The sequence below is a fragment of the Acinetobacter sp. 226 genome, from assembly GCF_048147925.1.
GTDB lineage: Bacteria > Pseudomonadota > Gammaproteobacteria > Pseudomonadales > Moraxellaceae > Acinetobacter > Acinetobacter pecorum.
The window spans coordinates 47,712-70,822 of the sequence record NZ_JAYWYX010000013.1; the positions used below are offsets into that span (position 1 = coordinate 47,712).

The 23,111-nt window shown below is 47.0% G+C and carries 14 protein-coding genes; 10 read left to right on the top strand and 4 right to left on the bottom strand.

Annotated features, from left to right (window positions below; translation table 11 throughout):
* Positions 1–5: 5 nt before the first annotated feature.
* Positions 6–4,130 carry a UvrD-helicase domain-containing protein gene (locus VXP95_RS07890; RefSeq protein ID WP_416711803.1) on the bottom strand — a complete coding sequence of 1,375 codons (4,125 nt, stop codon included), beginning with the start codon at positions 4,128–4,130 and terminating at the stop codon, positions 6–8.
* Between the two features lie 4 nt (positions 4,131–4,134).
* On the bottom strand, positions 4,135–7,839 hold the full coding sequence (locus VXP95_RS07895) for an exodeoxyribonuclease V subunit gamma (protein WP_416711804.1): 3,705 nt from the start codon (positions 7,837–7,839) through the stop codon (positions 4,135–4,137).
* Positions 7,840–8,016: 177 nt separating this feature from the next.
* Between VXP95_RS07895 and VXP95_RS07900 the strand changes: the two genes are divergently transcribed.
* Entirely contained in the window at positions 8,017–8,517 is a 501-nt protein-coding gene (locus VXP95_RS07900; RefSeq protein WP_064094946.1) for a hypothetical protein, read from the top strand.
* A 53-nt stretch (positions 8,518–8,570) separates the two neighbouring features.
* Here VXP95_RS07900 and VXP95_RS07905 read toward each other — a convergent pair whose 3' ends face one another.
* Positions 8,571–9,989 carry a phosphate--AMP phosphotransferase gene (locus tag VXP95_RS07905; protein WP_416681173.1) on the bottom strand — a complete coding sequence of 473 codons (1,419 nt, stop codon included), beginning with the start codon at positions 9,987–9,989 and terminating at the stop codon, positions 8,571–8,573.
* 207 nt (positions 9,990–10,196) lie between these two features.
* On the opposite strand from VXP95_RS07905, the gene VXP95_RS07910 reads away from it, so the two are divergent.
* From VXP95_RS07910 to VXP95_RS07935, 6 genes are all read left to right on the top strand, one after another.
* A complete protein-coding gene (locus tag VXP95_RS07910; RefSeq protein ID WP_416681139.1) occupies positions 10,197–10,901 on the top strand; it encodes an FFLEELY motif protein in 705 nt (234 codons plus the stop codon).
* 260 nt (positions 10,902–11,161) lie between these two features.
* A complete protein-coding gene (ubiE, locus tag VXP95_RS07915; protein WP_064094949.1) occupies positions 11,162–12,106 on the top strand; it encodes a bifunctional demethylmenaquinone methyltransferase/2-methoxy-6-polyprenyl-1,4-benzoquinol methylase UbiE in 945 nt (314 codons plus the stop codon).
* A 12-nt stretch (positions 12,107–12,118) separates the two neighbouring features.
* Complete coding sequence (locus VXP95_RS07920) at positions 12,119–12,796, top strand: ubiquinone biosynthesis accessory factor UbiJ (protein WP_416711805.1); 678 nt, start codon at positions 12,119–12,121, stop codon at positions 12,794–12,796.
* A gap of 12 nt (positions 12,797–12,808) precedes the next feature.
* Entirely contained in the window at positions 12,809–14,428 is a 1,620-nt protein-coding gene (locus tag VXP95_RS07925; protein ID WP_416681142.1) for an ABC1 kinase family protein, read from the top strand.
* A 156-nt stretch (positions 14,429–14,584) separates the two neighbouring features.
* Positions 14,585–15,661, top strand: a complete 1,077-nt coding sequence (locus VXP95_RS07930; protein ID WP_416711806.1) for a patatin-like phospholipase family protein — start codon at positions 14,585–14,587, stop codon at positions 15,659–15,661.
* A gap of 60 nt (positions 15,662–15,721) precedes the next feature.
* Positions 15,722–16,039 carry a hypothetical protein gene (locus VXP95_RS07935; protein ID WP_064094953.1) on the top strand — a complete coding sequence of 106 codons (318 nt, stop codon included), beginning with the start codon at positions 15,722–15,724 and terminating at the stop codon, positions 16,037–16,039.
* Positions 16,040–16,094: 55 nt separating this feature from the next.
* Here the strand turns inward: VXP95_RS07935 and VXP95_RS07940 are convergent, their stop codons facing one another.
* The gene (locus tag VXP95_RS07940) at positions 16,095–18,449 is read right to left on the bottom strand and encodes a Tex-like N-terminal domain-containing protein (protein ID WP_416711807.1); all 2,355 of its coding nucleotides are present in this window, start codon (positions 18,447–18,449) and stop codon (positions 16,095–16,097) included.
* A 335-nt stretch (positions 18,450–18,784) separates the two neighbouring features.
* On the opposite strand from VXP95_RS07940, the gene ompR reads away from it, so the two are divergent.
* From ompR to VXP95_RS07955, 3 genes are all read left to right on the top strand, one after another.
* Positions 18,785–19,549 (top strand): two-component system response regulator OmpR, encoded by a 765-nt coding sequence (gene ompR / locus VXP95_RS07945; protein ID WP_416711808.1) that lies wholly within the window; start codon positions 18,785–18,787, stop codon positions 19,547–19,549.
* 310 nt (positions 19,550–19,859) lie between these two features.
* On the top strand, positions 19,860–21,320 hold the full coding sequence (locus VXP95_RS07950) for an ATP-binding protein (protein ID WP_416711809.1): 1,461 nt from the start codon (positions 19,860–19,862) through the stop codon (positions 21,318–21,320).
* A gap of 205 nt (positions 21,321–21,525) precedes the next feature.
* The gene (locus VXP95_RS07955) at positions 21,526–23,043 is read left to right on the top strand and encodes an acetyl-CoA hydrolase/transferase family protein (protein ID WP_416711810.1); all 1,518 of its coding nucleotides are present in this window, start codon (positions 21,526–21,528) and stop codon (positions 23,041–23,043) included.
* The last annotated feature ends 68 nt before the right edge of the window (positions 23,044–23,111 follow it).

Below are 23,111 nucleotides of genomic sequence, written 5' to 3' on the forward strand. Positions count from 1 at the left end.
CAAAATCATGCTGATTTTTTCTGCTCACAATAGCCCAATATTTGATCCAGTTTTTCTATGAATTCAGAGTCCGGTTGCCAATGATAGGCTCCTTGCTGCGCCTGTCCATTCATCCCGCGCAAATACAGATAGGTTGCGCCGCCCAAGTGCTGCTGAATCGAATAAGTCTGCCTATTGGCACTCAAGTACCGATGCAGCGCCACCAAATACAAAGCAGCCTGCAACCAGTAACTGGACTGGCTCATATTCTGCTGAATCGCCTCAGCACTATAGTGCTGCTGATCCGGCCCGAGGAAGTTACTTTTATAATCGGCAATATGGTAGCGCTGACCATCGAAATACACCAGATCGATGGAACCGGTCAGATATCGCGCCGATTTGGCCTCATTAAAATCGCTCATGACCATGTCATGTTCGAGAAAAAGCTGATGGATTTGCCGAATCTGCAAAGGGGCATCGGTCAAGGACATATAAAAAGGAAATTCTGACAGATAGTGTTTAGCCTCCAGCTGTGCCAAGGCAAAATCTGTCTGGATCGGAGTGGCCAGAATGTCATGTACCCAGTGATGCATCAGATTCAGCAAAATATCTTCTGTGATCTCGTCCAGCAATCCCTCAAAAGCAGTCTGGAAAATACTGTCCACATTCAGCGTTTCAGTGCTTGTAGGGCCTGTGAGCTGGGCCACTTCCTGTTCAAAAAACTGGATAAAGGAATCATCCTCCAGCCCATCGAAATACACTTGAAACTGACCTAAAAATTCCAGCAGAGCTGAACGCTCGAGCTGTTGTGCCGAGTAAAACAGCTGCTGCCATTGCTGGCGATAAGCTTCACTTTGATCATGCAGGCGAATTCCGGTCAATAACTTATAGTTCAGGCTGGACAATACGCGCTGCATGCTATGACGCAATTCCTCGGCTTTGAAATCTGCCTGAACTGTGGCCTGAAACAGGGTTCGCAGATTCACCACAGCATCCTGATAATGCAGGAAAAAGGCCTGTTCCAGTACACTACGTATATAAAAAGCCTGTTCAAATTTTTCTTTCAGTTCCTGCCAGATTTGCGGTGCGGTATTTTTAAAACGGCGCCGAATTTCCAGATTCCAGTAACTGCTGTCCTGAAAATCGATATGTTCAAAAATGCTGTGCAAGAATGTTCCGGCTACGGTACCTTTGGGAAAATTCAGCCTAATCCAGTCTAAGGGCACGGCTGCTGGCTGTTCTTCCAGACCGGTAAAATGAATTTCATCGGCGGCACTATCGGGCTGTTCAGAAGCCGTGACCAGATCGTCCTGCAAGATATGTCCATGTAGCTGATGCTGTGACAAGGCAGTAAAACTGGTTTTGGTTCGCGGATAAAACTGCCGCTCTGGCAAAGGTTGCGCCCGCATGTCAATCTGATGATGGTTCGACTGCTCCACCAGACGCGGTGGTTCCTGAGACAGGGACGGCTCGACCAGACTTAAAGCATGTTGAAACCGTTGATCTCCCTGACCACGCCAGAAGGCCAGCCCGGAATCGGACTGTGCGTTTTGGTCCTGCAGCATGGCATATACCCGGTGACTGGCACGGGTCAGCGCCACATACCAAAGCCGGTGGTTTTCGGCAGCATTACGCGCTGCATTCTGCAGAATCGCCTGCTCATGTAAATTCTTGTGATTGACTGCAATCACCCGGGATTGTTCCAGAATGTTGTCCTGTTCAGGCGCAGACAGGGAAAAATTCAGGTTGCCTTTATTCACATCAAAAGCAGCATCTGCTCCCAATAAAAACACCACTTTAAATTCCAGCCCTTTGGAGGCATGAATGGTCATCAGCTGCACCCCATGATCCCCAGACAGCTTGCGTTCTTTTTCGCTGTCCTTGTCTGAAGGTGACTGAAGCTGGCGCAAATACCAATGATAGAGTTTTTGCGCCCCCTGATAATATTCACTCCGCTGGCTCAGCATCTCGGTCAGATGGCGCAAATTGACCACCACCCGCTCATTGTCCAGACTTTGACTGGCCACCAGATTGGTCCAGACCTGAAACAGGTTCAGTGCATAATTCCAGGCGGTCAAAAAGCCTTTCTCAAACCACATTTCCCGAATTATATCCAGATCGGCAATATAGCGACTGAGGCCTTCACTCTGGCCTTGCAAATCAATCAGTTTTTTCAGATTGAAGCCTAGCAGACGGGTTAGTAAAGCCCGCTTGACCTTGGCCTCATTGAAAGGATCCATGATCGCCGTCAATACTGCCGCGACATCCTGAGCAATTGGACTGGCAAACACGCTCTGTTTGGATTCCTTATAGCAGGGAATGCCCATACGCTGCAGACGCTGCTTCACCTGTTCCAGAGCAAAATGTCCAAATCCCAGTACGGCGATATCATCTGCGCTCAGGCTTTGCTGGTGCTCTTGCTGCTGAAAGTACAGTTGCTGCTGGGCAGACTGATTCAGCAATGCACGGATTTTCCAAGCCACCTGATCTGCTTCCAGATCCGATTCACCTAGCTGAATCCATCGTAAGGGCTGCGGGTTGATCCTGCCCATATCGACCAGATCTGGATGTGGGCGACTACCCGCCTGAATCCGGGTGTACTGCACCTGTTCGCCAAAATCCATTTGCCGCTGGAACAGCGCATCAACCACTTCTACGAGCGGTTTGACTGAACGATGGTTCTGCATCAGGGTATATTCACGACCCTGCTTGTGGCGTACATCAGCGTGTGCCTTGTTATAAGTCAGCATGTCGCCGCCACGGAAACCGTAAATTGCCTGTTTCGGATCACCGACCATAATCATGCAGCCGGACTGCACCCGGTTGGCATCGCGCCAGATCTTGGCCAGCAGATCATCCTGATCCTGATTGGTGTCCTGAAATTCATCGACCAGAATCAGTGGATAACGTGCCTGCACAAACTGGGCAAAACGCTGTCCCTGCTGGCCTTGCAATGCTTCCGCCAATGTACGGATTTGCTGGGAAAAAGTGGTTTCACCCTGCTGCTGCAAGGTTTGCGGCAAACGGGTCTGCACACTTTGAATAATATGAAATTCCAGATGGGTCGTAAGCTGTTGCAGCTGCTCATCCAGATACTGTTTGACCTCGCACAGCGCATCAATTGCCACGATCAGACGATGTTGCAAAATCAGCTGTTGCTCTGCATCCGGACAGCTTTTGTTAAAGACCTGAGTGGTCGGCTGGAAATCGGTTTTCTTGCGGCGCAAATGGCACAGATTCAGTATAATCGGCTGTAATTCAGCATCAAAGAAACTCATGCCACCCTGATTTTTCAGGGCTGCGCTCCAGGTCATAAAGTTTTCACAAATTTCGGTTAACTTGGTCAAAAAACTCTTGTGAAAATACTTCGGACTTTCCTGACAATAACGCCGCATGACGGCAAGATCATGCTCCTGAATATTCACTAATTGACGGATGCAGGCTTCCAATCTGTTCAGGTCACATTCAGCCGGTTCGATCTTGCGGAAATGCTGCTTGCTGAAATTCAGGGCATCACGCACCAGCCCGGTATAATGCTCCACCGGTTTCAGCAGATTCTGAACATACAGATGATTGACCATATATTGTGGCTGTTGCTGAATCCAGTCACGCAGCACATCATGAATCAGCTGCTGGATATACAGATCCTGATCTTCGGTCAGTTCTGCACGTTCAATCTTGCCACTTTCAAATGCAAATTCACGTAACAGTTTCTGGCTAAAGCTGTCCAGGGTGCCGACAAACAGTTCATCCAGCTGGTTCAGCACCAGACGTAAACGGCGACGGGCATAATCCGGCCGTGAACCATAATCTTTCAGTACCTGCTGAAATAAGGGATCGGTTTCATTCTGGATTTTTGCTGTGATTTCAACTGAATTGAGCTGCTGATGATGCTGGATATAGGCCAGGGTTTCCTCAACCCGGAGCCGTACCCGGTTTTTCAGTTCAGCCGTGGCCTTACGGGTAAATGTCGTCGCAATCACCTGATGCGGATAATACTGATCCAGAAAAATCCGCACCATCAGACTGGAGAGCGTATAGGTCTTGCCGGTTCCTGCGGAGGCTTCAATCCAGTGCAGGCCACGGAATTTCATGTCCTGAATCGGATTGGTGGAAATGGCTGTTTGCATCTGCTGCTTTAATAAAGTCATACGGCTATTTCACCCACTCCAGATGTTGATGAATCGGCGCATACAGGCCATGGGCAAAATCATGGCAGCAATTTTGCAAGGCCAGATCCGGATCCTGATCCTGCAAAATAAATTGCCAGTCCTGATGCAGCAGACTGGATTCATCCGAAGCCAAAGGTTTGGCACTCTCATAGCTGTTGTTCCAGGCCTTTAGCAATTCCGGCATTTCCACAATGGTCATCTTGCCCTGTTCATTCTCGGCCCACTGCCACTCTTTTTTCATTAGTAATTCTGCCGGCAAGACCAGCGGCTGCTGTTGACCAATTTCCCAGGCCTTTAACCAGAGCTGCAAATACTCATGTGCCTTGCTCGAACTCAAGCCAGAAAACTTCAGGGTTTTATTACTAAAAATGACAATGCGCTCCAGTTCTGGTGAGCGTGCATCATCATTTAAGTAAGCCAGCCACAACAGATACTCCAGCCAGATCTGGGCACGGCGTTTTTCCGAGGCCGAAGAGGATTGCATACTCAGCCAGTAGCTGCTGTGTGGAACCTGAGGTACGTTTATATGAATGATCAGTTCAGGACTGAACTGCCAGGATTGCTGGGTGACTGGCGTCAGTTCTTTGCCCAACTGTAGCAAACGTTCTTGTAACAGCTGCTGTTCCTGCTGGCTGCCCAGCCAGGTGGCTTGCTGGGTTTTGCCCACCGGCAAACGGTCCAACATCAGATTTGGCTCAATCTCCTGCTCTTGTTGCAACAGGAAATCCCGTACCTGATACTGTTCCAGCTTGTTCAATAATAAGGGTTCCCGGGAACTCGGCAAATCGGCAAATCGAATTGTGGAAACCCCGACACTTTTCAGGAATAGACGTGCAGGGAAAATCATATCGCGGATCCATTCATCACCTTTGAGTACCCGGATTTCTTTTTGTTCTAGTGCCGGATAATGTGCATTAATCCAACTGCTGCGTTTGCCTTCGGCACTACGGATATACTCTGCTACCGCAAACCACTGATCCTGATAACGTGGTGTCTGCATATCTATAAATCCGGCCGGATCAAAAGGCTGCAAGGGATGTACATGATAAAGCTGTTGGATATGTTGAGCCACGGACAGACCATGCATATCCACCATCGGATCGACTTCGGCATCCGGCTGTTCAGACTGGCAGATCAGCGCGAGATGCTGAACCAGTTCCTGCAAGGCAGTGGATGGATCGCGAGCTTCACCATCCTCCAGATCAAAGCCATTATAGAACAGCCATAGATTTTCCTGTGCCAGCAGCAAGGCATCCAGAAAAGCGCCCTGCTCGTCATCCAGACGGGAACGGTCACCAAGTTGCGGCTTCAGGCTGCGCATCAGGTCAAACGGAACCTGTTGATTGCGGCTCGGAAATTTACCGCTATCCAGATTCAGCATCACCACCAGTTTATAAGGCAATGGTCGGATCTGGCCAATCTGGCTAAAAGTAATCTGTCCGGTCGGTTCGGCCTGATCCAGCTGCATCTCCAGGGTATTCTGAATTTCTTCCAGCACATAAGGCAGAGGCAGACTGAGTGCCACTAGCTCTTGACTGGCATGCGGATCATCTTGGTCATGATAATCGGCCAGGGTCAGCATCCGCATTTGCTTGTCGATAATTTCGGCAACGGTTTTGAGTGATTCTACCCCGGCATCACGGAACTCGTTCAGATCGGCACGCAGATATTCCAGCCAGGTTTTGACTGGCGTACGTTGTCCAGTTTCATGCAAAGTCAGCCAGTCACGGCGCTGTACCAGATCCTGATAAATCCGGATCAGGGTCGAAATCAGCGGAAAATCACTAGTCAGAACCTTGGCATAACTCAAGGTATCCTGAAACAGAGTATGTTCAGGAATCGCCAGCCCCAACGCCAGACGGTCCAGCGCGAATTTAAAACTAAACCGGTAATCTTCATCGCCTGCGCTGAGGCTTTGCTGTAAATGCTGCTGGTCCAGTCCACGCTTGAAACCGGCATCTGTCAGCAACTGCAACATCCGTTCTACCTGACTATAGTCCAGACCATAATACTGCTGGGTGGCATTCAGGCTGAGCCAGTCGGCAAAGTCCTCAATACTGAAACGGCGCCGTACCCACTGAATCCGGCCCAGTACCGCGCGCCAGGCATTGCTGACATCCAGACGTGATACCCCGGCAATCTGGATCGGTAAATACAGGTTATCTTTCTGCAGGCGTTTGCTGCCAGTCTCGCGCTCACGCGGTGGCGGGGCAAAGACACTGCGAATTGCCGGTTCCAGTTCTTTCAGACTTGGCGTCAGCACCAGAATATCACTGGGCTGACGCGGCGCGTCATTCGTATCTTGAGCCAGCCAGTGAATTAGCTGTTCTTTGAGGACTTCTAGCTGACGTAATGAAGAATGACAGACATGAATCTGTACTGAATCATCGTCAGGGCTTAAAGCATATTGATGCTGTTGGGGTTCCAATAAATACAGGATATCCGACTGGATTTTGGCCAGCAGCCTGTCCTGATATTCATCGACAAAGACATCGGCCCAGAGACCCTCTTCCCCCGAAGACAGTTTAGAGAGTAGAGAAAAATGATCCCGTGCCTGCTTGCCGAATCGGGTCAGAAGCGGATGCCGCGATTCCCGGTCTTCGGCATTAAAATTCAGTTGCTTGATCCTGAAGTCTTTTATTTCCGCATCATTTGGTTTACGTTGACGGGTTTTTTCAAAACGCTGAATAAAGCGCTCTTCGCGCTGCAAATCAAATCTGGCTTTCCAGTCAGGATCGACACTGTCCGCCCAGTATTCCTGCGAGGGGTTGAAGTGAAAAATATAGATATCAATGTATTGCCCCAGACGACGTAAAAAATCCAGCTGGCTCGGTGGTAGTTCCAGCAGGCTAAATACCACAATCTGGGCCGGCAGGCGTTTTAGAGCCTGGGCGCGGGTTTCTGCATTCTCCAGCCGCTCCCAATACAGGCGTTCAATCTCCAGGATTTTGGCATAATCATCTTGAAATACATGCTGCCACAACCAGCGTTGCCAAGCTTCCAGTTCACGTGCCTGAATCTTGACAAAATCCGCCACCTGCATCTCATGACCATTTTCATCTTTGGGGCTATAGAGCATCTGTTCGATATCAAGCGCAATATCCTGCCCCCAGGCCTCGAGCCAGTTGGTCGGGCAGCTACAGTGTTTTGGAGGACAGTTACGCGCGCAATAACCGCGATAATCCATATAATGGCTGAACAAACGCGATACCTGCTCGGCTACCCAGTACAGCATGCTCTGTTTTTTCAGCTGCTTCTCTGTACCCTGCTCCAGCCGATCAGCACTGTCATAAATCCGTTTGATAATAGAATACAGCGGATGATCCATGTCTAAGGAAATCTGTTCGGGCAGAATATATTTACGTAGCGCCTGAAATACCCGCCATTTGATGATAATGCGCGGAATATTGGCTTCGCGCACCTGTTCCACCTCTTTGGGTGCATTCAATACCCACTGATAGGAAGCCCATTGAAAGGCGCGAATCCGGTGATGAAACTGGGTATTGGCACTAATGCCTTTTTTCTCGGCAATTTTCTGGGTCAGCCAGCTTTCTACTGCCGGAGACGGCACAATAAAGTGCCGGGTCTGTAACACTTCAAACGGATTTCGGGCAGTCTGGTTGACAATATGCAGCATACTATCCAAAAGTACATCAATACGTTGACTCTGAATAACATGGATGGCCATTGGTTCCCCTGAACTGCTGAATGTGGTTTTTACTACAAAACGATAAAGATTATTTACTATACATCCCGAGCGCGCTATGACACTTTAAAACCACACTTCAGTCGAAAAATTTCTTTGAAAAAAGCATCTTAAAGATGCTTGAATGGAAAAAAACAACATAGAGCTTAGGTAGTGCCCATGAAATTAGATAAAATTCCTGAACGTCTCGACGCGAACCTGGATCTGGAAAAAATCCGCGACGAATGCCTGGAACTCACCAAAAAACGCGCCTACTATTCTGCCGGTGCCGCTGTTATTCCGGTACCTTTTATGGACGTGGTCATTGATGTCGGTATCTTGTCGCAATTAATTCCCGAGATCAATGCCCGCTTTGGCCTGGCCCCTGACCAGATCAGTGTTTACGATCCAAAAACCCGTCAGATCCACTGGCAAGAACTGCGTAAACGTGGCGTAGAGTTTTCTGGTCTGGTGGTCGCACGGACGGCAGTTAAAAAATCTTTGAACAATGTTGCAGCGAAAGTGCTGATAAAGCAAGTCACAAAATTCATTCCGCTAGGGGGTCAACTGGTTGCTGCTAGTCTGGGTTATTTTGTCATGAAAAAAATTGCCGATGCCCATGTCCAAGACTGCTATCGCACGGCTAAAAGTATCCAGCAAAAACAGGTAGCACAGGCTTAATCCTGCGCAAGCTGAATCTTTTAAACTATTGCTTTCCTTTACTTCAGGCAGATTTATTCTGCCTGAAGTTGTTTTAAAATGGCCTTTAACACTTCGACCCGCGCGGTGTTTTTATCATCGGTGGCAATAATGTGCCAAGGCGCATAATCGGTTGAGGTACGTTCAAACACGTCCGCTGCTGCTTTTAGATAATCATCCCAACGTGCCCGGTTTCGCCAGTCTTCGTCGGTAATTTTAAAACGTTTATGCGGTGTTTCTTCACGTGCCTTGAAACGTACGGCCTGTTCATCTTTGGAGATCGCCAACCAGATTTTTACGATAACGGTTTGATGCTTGACCAGACTCTGCTCAAAACGGTTAATTTCTCCATAGGCACGCTGCCATTCTGCCGCACTGATAAGCCTCTCGACCCGCTCGACCAGGACCCGCCCGTACCAGGAACGGTCAAAAATACAGATGTCATCATCGGTTTGCAATTTGGTCCAGAACCGCCATAAATAGGGATGGCTATGTTCATATGTTTCGGGTGCCGAAATGCTGTAAATTTCATATTCACGCGGATCAAGTTTTTTTACAATGCGCTTGATGGCTCCCCCCTTCCCCGCAGCATCCATGCCTTCAAACAGAATCACCACATTACGCGGATCGGAACGCATGGCTTGGGCAACCTTAGCGCTTAACTTTTTCAGTTCCGGTTTATATTCTTCTGGTGTAGCCCGCGTATTGGCAGGATGTTTCAACTGCTCGGGAATCTTGGCCTGTTTCCATTTACCGCTGGCTCTGACTCGATGTTCGGGACAGTTTTCCATCGCATTCAGAACGTACTGGGCAAATTGCTGGTCGCGCCATTTTTCATTTTTGCTGTCAATAACAAACCAGTCCTCGGTAAAGCGCTGCCGCAACCGCTGCAAGTTCTCGTACTGTTTTCTGTTCCGCCAGTCTACCCCCTGCATTTGATGCCAGTGGGTTTCACTTGGGTCCATGGCCTTCAAACGTTTTTGTAGGTCCTTCCATGACAGATTGAACCAGACCTTGACCACATCCACATGGTTATTTTTCAGATCCTGCTCAAAGTCCTGCATTTCTTTCAGGTATTCATTAAACTGTGCTTCATTAATTGGGTCAGATACCCGCATTGCACTGTTAAGTAAATCGGTATACCAGTTGCCAAACAGCACGACGATCTGCCCTTCGGCTGGAATAAATTGCGCATAAGGCTGCCAGAACACCTGTTTGGGACTGACCGCTTGCGGTTCATCGGCCTTCACCCTCAGATAACGTGGATCGACCCATTCACGCAACTGTTTGACCGCTTCGCCCTTGCCGGCCAACTCGATACCATTGACCAGAATAAGCAGACTTTTAGCATTTTTCTGGCCGCGCGTTTTTCTTAAATCGTATTGGGCATCAATCAGCTCGGCCGATAACTGATCTTCATCCATTAACTGGAATTGTGGTTGTTCCATCTGTATCTTCAACCTTTATCTTTTATTCTTGTTGCAGTATAGCGAGGAGCTTTGGGCCAAAAATAGCGTTGGCAACGTTTTTCACACGATTACATTGCCTGTTTAAACAGCAAATTGACATTCAAATAAGTAATCATTGACCAATTTGTCATAGCGAGATTGAGCCACACCCTCTAAGATTCTGACATCGCAAAAATCATATTTGAAAAATTCATGTCCAAACTTGCCCGATTAGATGAACTTTTAGAACAATATTATCAGCTCAAGTATCACACTCAGCCTGAAATTTTAAGCCGTTTACAGGATGTACAGGCATGGCAGAAAGCACGAATGCAGCGTACCCATCAGCAGCATTTTTCTGAAAAAAACAATCAGCTGATGGCAGAATATTTCCTGAACCGGCTTTATGGTGGCCCAGACTTTGATGCACTGGCTGAACAGATTGCACGGCTGATGAAATATGCACACAAGGCAGAAAAAATTATTCCAGAAAATGCAATTAAAACTGGAACTTCAGGCGTAGAACTGGCGATCCTGGCGGTGCAGCTGGACGAACAGGTCGCGATTCAGCTGCTAAAGGATTACCCCGCCCACACAGCATTAACTGATGAAATGATGCGCCTGACCTACCTGAAACTGGATCAGGGTGAAGCACGCTTAAAACAGCTGGCTCTACTGGATCAGCTAGGGGTCAGCCTGGATAAATATATGCGTTCCTTTGTAGTCTATACTGCCTTTAAAATGTGTAAAAGCGCAGCCAACAAGTATCATTTTCAGGTGATGTATGAGTTTATGCAGGACGGATTTCAGGCCATGAAACCGTTGAAGTCGGCAGAAAAATTTGTAACCGATTTTACTGCAATCGAACGCGGTATCATTGACAAGGTACATTCAGGCGATCCATTACCCTTCCAATAATAGCTTCTTTGCTGATCTACAACGGATGCTATTCACCGTCCTGCCTGATCCTGATATTTTCAGGTTTTTGTGGCAGGACATCGCAAGTGACAAATCATATGAATTATTCGATCACTGGCCATGAAGATTTCCGCCCACATTCCTATTTTTCTGTATATTATTCATAACAATTGCATCATGACTGCTGAATAACATCCAAGAATCTGTCATTATGCAGACAATGCAAGATTAACCCGATTGATATGTTAGGAGTGACTCCAATGTCAAATGAAAATACAACGCCTACCCCTACACCCGAGTCGGCACAACAGACAGACAAAGTGAGCCCATTCTTAACCACTCCACTTCCACAAGGTGCTCCACAAGGTCAGCAACAATCTCTAGAACAACGCCTGACCGATACGCCTGTGACGGGAACTATCCCTAAATATAACCTGCCACGCGGTGCCAATACCGGCAATGTCGGAACTACCACGCATTTTGGCTACCAGACCGTAAACAGCGATGAAAAAGCCCAGAAAGTGGCTGAAGTGTTCCATTCGGTCGCCAGCAAATATGACATCATGAATGACCTGATGTCTTTTGGTATTCACCGTCTGTGGAAACGTTTTGCGATTAATATGTCAGGCGTGCGCCGTGGCCAGCATGTGCTGGATATCGCAGGGGGCACGGGTGATCTGGCCAAAGTATTTAGCCGTGAGGTGGGTCCTACGGGTCATGTGGTGCTGTCCGACATTAACGAATCCATGCTGAATGTGGGTCGTGACCGTCTGATTGATGCAGGTTGCACCAATGTCGACTTCGTTCTGGCCAATGCAGAAACTTTAGAACCGTTCGCCGACAACAGCTTTGACCTGGTGACGATTTCTTTTGGCCTGCGTAACGTGACCGATAAAGATGCGGCTCTGGCTGCAATGTACCGTGTGCTTAAGCCAGGCGGCCGTTTGCTCATTCTGGAATTCTCTAAACCGGTGTTTGAACCATTTTCGAAACTGTATGACCTGTATTCGTTCACCGCGCTACCAATCATGGGTAAAATCATTGCCAATGATTCAGAAAGCTATAAATACCTGGCTGAATCGATCCGTATGCATCCAGATCAGCGTACCCTGAAAGGCATGATGGAAAATGCCGGCTTCCAGAACTGTGACTACCACAACCTGACTGGTGGTATTGTTGCCGTTCACCGTGGCTTCAAGCTTTAAGGGCCTTAGCCAATGTGGTCAATTCTCGCCCTAGGTACTATTGAACGCGTGATTCATCATGTGATTGATCTGGATGCAATTACCCGTATTCAGCTCAATGCCTTGGCCGGTAAAATGTTGCGGGTGGTGATCGCCTCACCACAACTGTCAGTCGATGTCTTTTTCGATGACGGCAAGGTTCGTCTGGAACCAACGCCAACCGGTCATACTGAAGAATCTTCGATTTTTGAACAGCGCCCTTATGAAGCCAATAGTACTCAAATTCCTGAAGCAACGGCGACGCTACAGGTGAATAATGTCGTAGAACTGCTCAAGCTGCTGCTTGCTGACGAAGTCGGTAATATTCCACTGCAAGGCGACTATAAGCTCTTACAAGAGATCCAGCGCATCATGCAGCAGGCTGAACCTGATCTGGCAACGCATTTAAGCCCCTGGATTGGCCCTGCGCTGGCACATGAAATCGGCAAATTGCAACTTGCGCCAAAATATTTGAAGCGTACGTTGCAAAGCCAGTTATTCTTTGCCGAAGATGCCCTGAAAGAAGACAGTGGCCTGTTTGCTCCACGCTGGCAAATGGATGACCTGAATCAGGATACCCGTATCCTGAACCAGAATTTAGACCGTGTCGAAGCCAAAATCCATCAGCTTCAGGCCCAGATTGAAAATCAGCAAGATTCAACTCAGAACTAGGTACACCACTTTATGATTCCGCATGTTTCACGTTTACTCGAACTCTGGCGCATTGCCGCGCATTATCGACTCGACACGTTGTTTCCTGCGGAAGAACTCCCTGAAAAAAGCCGTCATATCCTGTCCCTGATTCGTATGCACCCGGCAGCCTGGTCTAGCCGTGAGCGTAAAAATCCACTCAAGCTTAAAGAAGCTTTAGAGGAAATGGGGCCACTAGCGATCAAGCTGGGGCAATTGCTTTCGACCCGTCGTGACCTGATTCCACCTGAAGTTTTACAGCAGCTGGTGTTATTGCAAGACCAGGTCAAGCCCTTTGACAACGACGTCGCCAAAATGCGTATTCAGGAATCGTTAAAGGCCGATGTAAATACCCTGTTTGCCCGTTTTGATGCCCAGCCTCTGGCAGCTGCTTCAATTGCGCAGGTACATACCGCAGCACTGCATGATGGCCGGGAAGTCGTGGTCAAAGTCACCCGCCCGAATATCCGTCAGCAGATCTTGCAGGATTTTGAGATTTTGAACTGGCTGGGTGATTTTCTGGAAAAGCGTCTGGAAGCAGCACGTGCCCTACATTTGTCGGAGATCATTCAGGACTATCGACAGATTATTCTGAACGAGCTGGACCTGACGCTGGAAGCCGATAATACCCGCCGGATGCGTCATTACTTCACCGGCTCCAGCATGATGTATGTGCCTGAAGTCTATATGGACAGCAAGGATGTACTGGTCGCAGAACGGATTACCGGTGTGCCGATTTCAGATATTGCCACCTTTGATGAACTGGGCATGGACCGTGCTGATCTGGCGCGTAAAGGTCTAACTATTTTCTTTACCCAGGTGTTCCGTGACAACTTCTTCCATGCCGACATGCATCCGGGCAATGTCTTTGTGGAAACCATCAATCCGGCCAATCCGCGCTTTATTGCGCTGGACTGCGCTATTATGGGTGAACTGTCTAAACATGACCAGATGACTGTGGCGCGTATGCTGCTGGCGGTCATGAACAGCGACTTCATGCAGCTGATTCAGATTGTGCATCAGGCCGGCTGGATTCCACCGGGTACCGATCAGGACGCGCTAGCACGCGAAATGCGTCGTACCGTGGGCCCAATGGTGTCCAAGCCGATGCATGAACTGGATTTTGCCGGGATTCTGATTCAGGTCATGGACATCGCCCGTCGTTTCCATCTGGAAATCCCGCCACAACTGATGTTGTTACTGAAAACATTGGTACATGTGGAAGGCCTGGGAACAGATTTATATCCTGAGCTGGATATCTGGAGTCTGGCGAAACCAATCCTCACCGATTGGGTCAAAGCCCAGATGAATCCGCAAAAAAATATTAAAGAACTGGGGCAAAAAATCCCGGATCTGCTTTTGGGTGCGCAGGATTTACCGACCTTGATGATCGACAGCCTGAACGGTCTGAAAAACCAGTCCGCCTGGCATGCCAAGCAGCTCAATGAATTGCAAAGCATGCGCCTGCAAATGGAACATCAGCAAAAGCGTAGCTGGATTTTTGGCAGCATCATGGCTATCCTGCTTGCAATTGCGATTATTTCACCATGGTTCATTTCAGTCATTCTGATTATGCTGACAAGCGTTCTGGCAGTCTGGCGGATTGCGAAATAACTAAATGAGCTTTAAAAAAACCTGACACTGTTCAGGTTTTTTTGTTTTCTGGACATCGCATGACTGCAAAGTCACCTTAGGGTACATCTTGCCATTGGGCTTTGTGACCAGATGCTTAAAATATGTCCTCATTGGTCAAATATGGGTTGAACCTTTATGCAGATTTTACAAAAACATGCGCCTGCTCTGAAAATCCGCGCTGGGCATCAGGCTCGTGAGCTGATTCTGAAAGAAGGTTTACAACCCGAACAGGTCGATATTGTGCCGGGTGCTGCAGGTGGACCCAAAGGTATTGGTATTCAGGGACTGGATCAGGCCATTTTTGGCGAGTTTTTTTCACGTGCTCCTCAGCGTAGAACTTTGGTGGGCTCATCCATTGGTAGCTGGCGTTTTGCCAGTGTCGCGGCATGGGGAGCCAAAGCAGGCACTGAACGTCTTGCCGACTTGTATACCCATCTGTACTTTCACAAGAAAATGACCCGTAAGGAGGTCAGTGACGTTTGTCGTGGCATGCTGCTGGATCTGGTACAAGGCAAAGAAACTGATCTGGTGAATCATCCAGATTATCATCTGACGGTATTGTCGATTAAAGCCCAGCATATTTTTCAAAGTGACAAGGCGCTCCCCCTACTCGCCTCTGTAGCCGGCATCGTTGGAACTACCGCTGTGGCGCGTAAACATAGCCGCCATTTTATGCAACGTGTGATCAGCCAACCGAATGCAGGTGAACAGTTTAAAATTGCTGATGATGGATTTACCACACATTATCATGCTCTGACTGAGCAAAGTGTCTTGTCCTGGCTAATGGCCTCTGCTTCTATTCCGGGCGTGATGGCAGCGGTCAATAATATTCCGGATGCACCGCAAGGTTATTATCGTGATGGTGGCTTGATTGACTATCATATTGACCTGCCCTTCCAGAGCAAAGGGATTGTGCTGTATCCGCATTTTACCGACAGCATCACGCCCGGCTGGTTTGACAAATTATTTAAACGTACCTCAAATTCGGAGAATCAGGCACGAACTTTGCTCATCTCTCCTTCTCAGGAATATCTGCAAAGTTTACCTTTGGGGCGTTTACCGGACCGCAAGGACTTTACTTTAAAAGGTTTAGATCAAACCCAGCGGATTCAGCTATGGAAGCAATGTATTGCTGAAAGCCAGCGCTTGGGAGATGAGTTTCTGGAACTGGTCGAAAAGCAGAATTTTGCTGAAGTGATGCAGACCTTGTAATTGGCCGCAGCTGCCCGATTATTTGTATAATTGCCTTAATTTTTTGAGCTGTTGAGATTTATGCAGAAGTTTTTAGTTGTCCTGCAATATGCCTGTATCGCCTTTGGTCTTTATCTGATGTATAGCGTCGGCATGTCGCTGTATACCCAGCAATTTGAACTGATGGAACTGGTGGCTGATATTGGTACCATCCTGATCTGTCTGGATTTGGGGGTGTTTTTATATACCAGTAAAGGTAAGTCTGGCATCAGCATGGAAGAATATGCAAAAAGACTGGAACAGCCACCGTCTAAGCTGGTCTATGTGACACGAAAACTGGGGCATCTTGGTATTTTGCTGATTATTACCAGCTGGATTGTGCCGATGATCAATTCATAAAATCAGACATAAAAAAACCTCCTATTGGGAGGTTTTTTTATTGGTTAATTAAAGATTATTTCGAACCTTTAATCCCGGCTTGCAATAACAATGCACCCAAACCACCAATTTTTTGTTCTTGTGGTTTAGCCGCCTGCGGTTTCTTACCATGCGGGCGATCACCTTGCGGACGTGCTTGCTGTGGACGTTTGCCTTGAGGCTTACGTTCACCACGTGCTTCATTGTTTGCACGGCGTGGCTGACGTGGTGCTTTCGCTGGGGCTGCAGAACCTTCAGGACGCATCGACAAATTCACGCGGTTACGTTCAGCATCCACATTCAAAACACGCACTTGTACGATCTGACCTGGTTTCACCACTTTATGTGGATCAGCGACAAATTCATTGGCCAGTTCAGAAATATGTACCAAACCGTCTTGATGTACACCGACATCGACAAAAGCACCAAAGTTAGTCACGTTGGTGACTACACCTTCCAGTTGCATACCTTCTGTCAATTGTGCAACTTCAGTAATATCATCACGGAACTTGGCGGTACGGAATTCTGGACGCGGATCACGGCCCGGTTTTTCCAGTTCGCTCAATACGTCTTGAATCGTTGGTAGACCAAATTTATCATCCACAAATTCTTCAGGATTTACCTGGCGAATGATTTCAGTATTGCCAATGATGTCTTTTACCGTTGTTGCTTTTGCTTCAACAATTTTAGATACCAGTGGATAAGACTCTGGGTGAACTGCAGAAGCATCCAGTGGCTCAGAACCATTTTGAATACGTAAGAAACCTGCAGCCTGCTCGAAAGTACGCTCACCTAAACGTGGCACTTTTTTCAAGGACTGACGGTTATCAAAGCGGCCATTTTCCTTACGGAATTCTACAATTTGCTGGGCAATCGATTTATTCAGACCGGCGATATAACCCAGAATTGCAGAAGAGGCAGTGTTGACATCGACACCCACCGAGTTCACACAGTCTTCAACGACCGCTTCCAGCGTTTTCGCCAGACCAGTCTGATTCACGTCATGCTGGTACTGACCTACACCGATTGATTTAGGATCGATTTTGACCAGCTCAGCAAGAGGGTCTTGCAGACGGCGTGCAATTGAAACTGCACCACGAATTGAGACGTCTAAATCTGGCAATTCTTGTGATGCGAGTTCAGATGCTGAATACACCGATGCACCAGCTTCCGATACAGACACACGGGTCAATTTCAGGTCGCTATTGGCAGCCATCATTTCAGCCACAAGCGCTTCAGTTTCACGGCTTGCAGTACCATTACCGATCGCAATCAGGTCGACATTGAACTCGCGGCATAAACGTGCCAGCTCGGCCAGTGAACCTTCTTTATCATCTTTTGGTGCAAACGGATAAATCGTGCTATGCGCCAGCACGTCACCCGATTGATTCACGACTGCCAGTTTCACACCGGTACGGATGCCAGGGTCTATACCCAGTGTCGTACGCGCGCCTGCAGGTGCAGAAAGCAGTAAATGACGCAGGTTTTCAGCAAAGACCTGCATCGCTTCTGTTTCAGCAGCCAGACGTTTTTCTGTCAATAAAGAATGTTCGATGCTTGGACGGACTTTACCGAGCCAGAACAGTTTTGCAGTCTGTTTCAGGAAATCCTGACGTGCCTGTGGCTGAATAGTTTCTAAATTATATTCAGTCTCAATACGTGCCAATGGAGCATCATCTTCACCATCTACTTTCAAGCCAAGGACATTTTCTTGACGGCCACGTAACATTGCCAGTAAACGATGTGACGGCACTTTGTTTAAGCTTTCAGAGAAGTCAAAATAATCACGGAATTTTTTGCCGACTTCTTTCTTCTCATCACTGGCCACCAGACTTTTCAGCACGGCAGTTTTGGCAAACATTGCTTTAAGCTCGGTGGTTAAAGCGATATTCTGTGCCCACTCATCAATCAGGATGTGCTGGATCGCATCGAGCTGGCTTTCTTGATCTGGATAATCTTCATGGCTAAAGCCCGCCAAAGCTTCAGCTGGATCTACGGCTTCGTTAAAGATTTTTTCGGCAATTGGCCCTAAACCGGCTTCTTTGGCTTTGAATGATTTACTGGTCCGTTTTGGACGGTACGGCGCGTAAATTTCTTCTAATGCATTTTTGGTTTCAGCGGCATTCACACGCGCCAATAAATCATCAGACAATTTATCTTGTTCTTTGAGTGATTCAATCACCTTTTCACGGCGCTCATACAAATCACGCAAGTATGATAAACGCGTATCGAGTTGACGTAGTTGCGTATCGTCTAAGCCTTGCGTTACTTCTTTACGGTAACGTGCAATAAAAGGAACACTGGCACCTTCATCAATAAGCTTGATGGCAGCCTCAACTTGATTTGGACGTACGGCAAGTTCTTTTGCCAACTGCTGAACTAAGTCAGTCATCGTGTTTGATCCCACAAGGATAAGTACTAAATGGCATGATTATAAAGACCGGGTCTATAAAATCCACCATTGTTTTTATTAATTTATATAAGCTTCAGATAAAGGCATACGATCGATTTTCAGTTTTTTGGCTAAAATTTGCATGAACTTTGCATTTTATTCTTTTCCCAAGACGGTTTTTTTCGCATATAGATGTATATATTTGGTATCTATGTCTTGATTTTAACTGCAATATTTGGTGCTTTAGAGCATAGTCAATTAATATCTATGAATCGTATACTCAAAGCCTATCTGATTTTTGTTTATGACGACAATAAAGAATAAAGGAGCATCTCATGAGTTTAGTTGTGCCTGCTGAAAAATCCGATGCCGTACATACCGAAACGGACCGAGTCGAACGGATATTAGTAGTTGATGATGATGTTCGTCTGCGTACTCTATTGCAGCGCTTCCTCGAAGACAAAGGTTTTGTGGTTAAAACCGCACATGATGCCACACAGATGGATCGACTTTTACAGCGGGAACTGTTTTCTCTGATCGTACTCGACTTTATGCTGCCTGTCGAAGATGGCTTGAGTATCTGCCGTCGCCTACGCCAATCCAACATCGATACCCCGATTATCATGCTGACTGCTCGTGGTAGCGATTCTGACCGTATTGCCGGTCTGGAAGCGGGTGCCGACGATTACCTGCCTAAACCGTTTAACCCGAATGAATTACTGGCACGTATTCGTGCAGTTTTGCGTCGTCAAGTCCGTGAAGTTCCAGGCGCTCCTAGCCAGCAAATGGAAGTGGTATCCTTTGGCCCATGGTCACTGGATCTGTCGACACGTACCCTGACTCGTGAAGGACAGGTCGTCACCTTAACTACCGGTGAATTCGCCGTATTGAAAGCCTTAGTCCAACATCCACGTGAACCTTTAACTCGTGACAAGCTGATGAATCTGGCGCGTGGTCGTGAATGGGGTGCGATGGAACGTTCAATTGACGTTCAGGTATCACGCTTACGTCGTTTGATTGAAGAAAACCCTGCCCGTGCGCGTTATATTCAAACCGTTTGGGGTGTCGGTTATGTGTTTGTTCCAGATGGTGCTGAATAATTTTCTTATTAGAAGAAAGTAAAATATTCGTCCGTCTATCAATTTAGTTTTTAATTACGTGACAAATTCATTCGCAACTGTTTGAGGCAGGAGGTATTCATCTCTAATGTTTCTGCGATAAATTGATTACTTGCCGCAATTTGACGAGTTTTGCGAATGAAAATGGTTTTGCCTACTTTTGCCGAAACAAAAGTAGGTCGAACCGAAGGTTTCAACCTATATCTAAATTACAGATGGTTTGACTCCGGTGTGATAAGGCCTTTTAATCAACTCATAATAATTTGCTGAAGTCATAGCACAGGATTGCTCAGTGAAACTCGACCCCATCGACCCACAAAAATTTACCGATTTTGTCAGCTACTCAGAAAAAAAACGTACCCCTTGGGAACGCTTTCTGGACAAAATCAAACCGCGCTCTGCAGCAATGCGAACCACTGTACTGGTGGTCTTTGTGGTCTGTTTCAGCCTGTTCATGTCAATCTGGTTTTTCTGGCGCACACTTTATTTACCTGAAATTCAGCAACATGCACGTTATTTGGCTATGGAGCTAGAAATTCTCAATAATCCGGACCTGCGTCTTTATCATAAAGAACAGGAAGTCGATATCGATGACTGGTTAAAAAATCGAGTCGGCATTGAATATGTCACCAATCCGGCAGAATATCCTACAGTCCGTGAAAAACTGATCGCAGAATTCTTTACCCGCCAGATCGAAACCAAACTGGCCAAAGAATTACGCATTAAGGAAGCTACGGTCTATTTCCAGTTCAAGCCAAGTCCTCGTATCTGGATCCAGACTCCTGAAATGAATGGTCACTGGGTACAGGAACCTTTAAAGACCTATGCCAATTATAGCAATGAACTGATTTTGGGCTGGCTGCTCGGTACGCCAATTATTGTCGGCATCATTATTTTGACTTTGGTACGTCAGCTGAACCGACCTTTACGCCGTTTGCAGGATGCTGCCAACAGTTATAGTCGTATCGGTTCGGCGCCCTATCTGGATACCAATCATGGTCCACTGGAAATCCGTCAGGTCAATCATGCTTTTAACCAGATGATTTACACGCTGGACCAGACTGAACGCGAACGCCGCATCATGCTGGCCGGTATTTCACATGACTTGCGCACGCCGCTAACACGGATTCGCCTGAGTGCCGAAATGATGCCGGATGAAGACTTTCTCAAAGAAGGCCTGATTTATGATGTCGAAGATATGGATGCCATCCTGAATCAGTTCATCTCCTATATGCGTGATGGTTCTGATGAAGAGCCCCAGGATACCAATGTCAATGTGCTGCTCCAGGAACTGGTCAAGCAGTTTAAACCGCTGGATATCCGCTTTACGCCACAAGACATCCCGACCATTCAGGCGCGCAGCATGTCGCTAAAAAGACTGATTGGTAATCTGATCAATAATTCGAAACGTTATGGTTCAGAACCGATTGAACTGTCTGCTCATGTAGAAGACGGGCACCTGTTGATTTGTGTTGCAGACCATGGAGAAGGCATCCCGGAAGATCAGATTGAAGCCCTGATGCAGCCCTTTGTACGGGGTAATTCTGCACGGACTGTACAAGGCAGCGGCTTGGGACTGGCAATTGCCAAACGGATTGTCGATATACACCATGGTCAGTTGCGTATTCATAATCGTCCTGAAGGCGGACTCGAAGCCATCATTTCATTGCCCTTAAATCAGGCTGGTACAGAGACGCCTCCCCCTGCCACCACACTCGATAAAATCCGACAAACCTTGACTGATCACTTTTAAGAAGTGATCAATAATCCAACAAACAACTTTTTAGTTTTTCTATACAATTCATTTTATATTTCATTAAATCAATAATTTAAAAATCATCATTTTTTATTATACCTACATTTAGCTAAAAAATTAGACCTTAGCCTAACACCTATGCACAATACTTTTTTTGAGCGGTACAATCCGTATCATAGTTTAAGAATTAATGAGAGTTAAAATGTCTTTAGATCGTATCCGTTTAGCCTCCCTACACAACAAAGTCATCAGCCCAGAACAGGCGGCTGAATTCATCAAAGATGGCATGACTGTGGGTATGAGTGGCTTTACTCGCGCTGGTGAGGCGAAGGCGGTTCCTCTAGCTTTAGTTCAACAGGCAAAAGCAAATCCATTAAAGATCACGTTGATTACTGGTGCATCACTAGGAAACGATCTAGACAAACAACTGACTGAAGCCGGCGTATTGGCACGTCGCTTACCTTTCCAGGTCGACAACACTTTACGTAAAGCCATCAACAATGGCGAAGTGATGTTCATTGACCAGCATTTGTCTGAAACCGTTGAGCAAATGCGTAACCTGCAGTTGAAAAAACCAGACGTTGCGATCATTGAAGCTGTAGCGATTACTGAAGATGGCGGCATCATTCCAACAACATCTGTTGGTAACTCTGCAAGCTTTGCCATTTTTGCTGAAAAAGTGATTGTAGAAATCAATACCAACCTAAGCCCGGCATTTGAAGGCTTGCACGATATCTACATCCCGACGTATCGTCCAACGCGTCAAGCGATTCCATTGACTCAAGTTGATGAGCGTATCGGTACGCATGCGATCAATATCGATCCATCTAAAATTGTTGGTATCGTATTTAACAGCGAATTACATGACTCTCCATCTACTGTAACTGCGCCAGATGATGAGACACAAAGCATTGCCAACCATTTGATCGCTTTCTTTGAAAAAGAAGTGGCTGAAGAGCGTTTACCGAAAAACCTCGGGCCTCTTCAGGCAGGGATTGGTTCAATCGCAAATGCGGTATTGACCGGTCTGAAAGATTCAAACTTCGAAGACCTGATCATGTACTCAGAAGTTCTGCAAGACTGTACGTTTGAATTGATCGATGCAGGTAAAATGAAGTTTGCTTCAGGTTCTTCTATTACGCTTTCTGCAAAATACGGCGAGAAAGTATTTAACAACCTTGAACAATACAAAGACAAACTGGTATTACGTCCACAGGAAATTTCAAACCATCCTGAACTGGTACGTCGTTTAGGTATTATCGGTATCAATACTGCGCTTGAGTTTGATATTTACGGTAACGTGAACTCGACCCACGTATGTGGTACCAAAATGATGAACGGTATCGGTGGTTCTGGCGACTTTGCGCGTAATGCACATCTGGCGATCTTCGTGACCAAATCAATCGCAAAAGGTGGCGACATCTCTTCTGTGGTACCGTTCTCTTCACATATCGACCATGCGGAACACGATGTAGATATCCTGGTAACTGAACAGGGTCTGGCAGATCTTCGTGGTCTGGCACCACGTGAGCGTGCACGTGCAGTGATTGATAACTGTGCACATCCAATGTACCGTGATGCATTGAATGATTACTTTGACCGTGCATGTGCAAAAGGCGGACATACGCCTCACCTTCTTCGTGAAGCGCTGTCTTGGCACTCAAATTTCGAAGAAAATGGTCATATGCTTGCTGTTGAAGCTGCGGTAAAAACTGCATAATTAACTGCATTCAAAAAAACGCCCTACGGGGCGTTTTTTTATGGTTTTTATTTTTCAACATAGCTTAT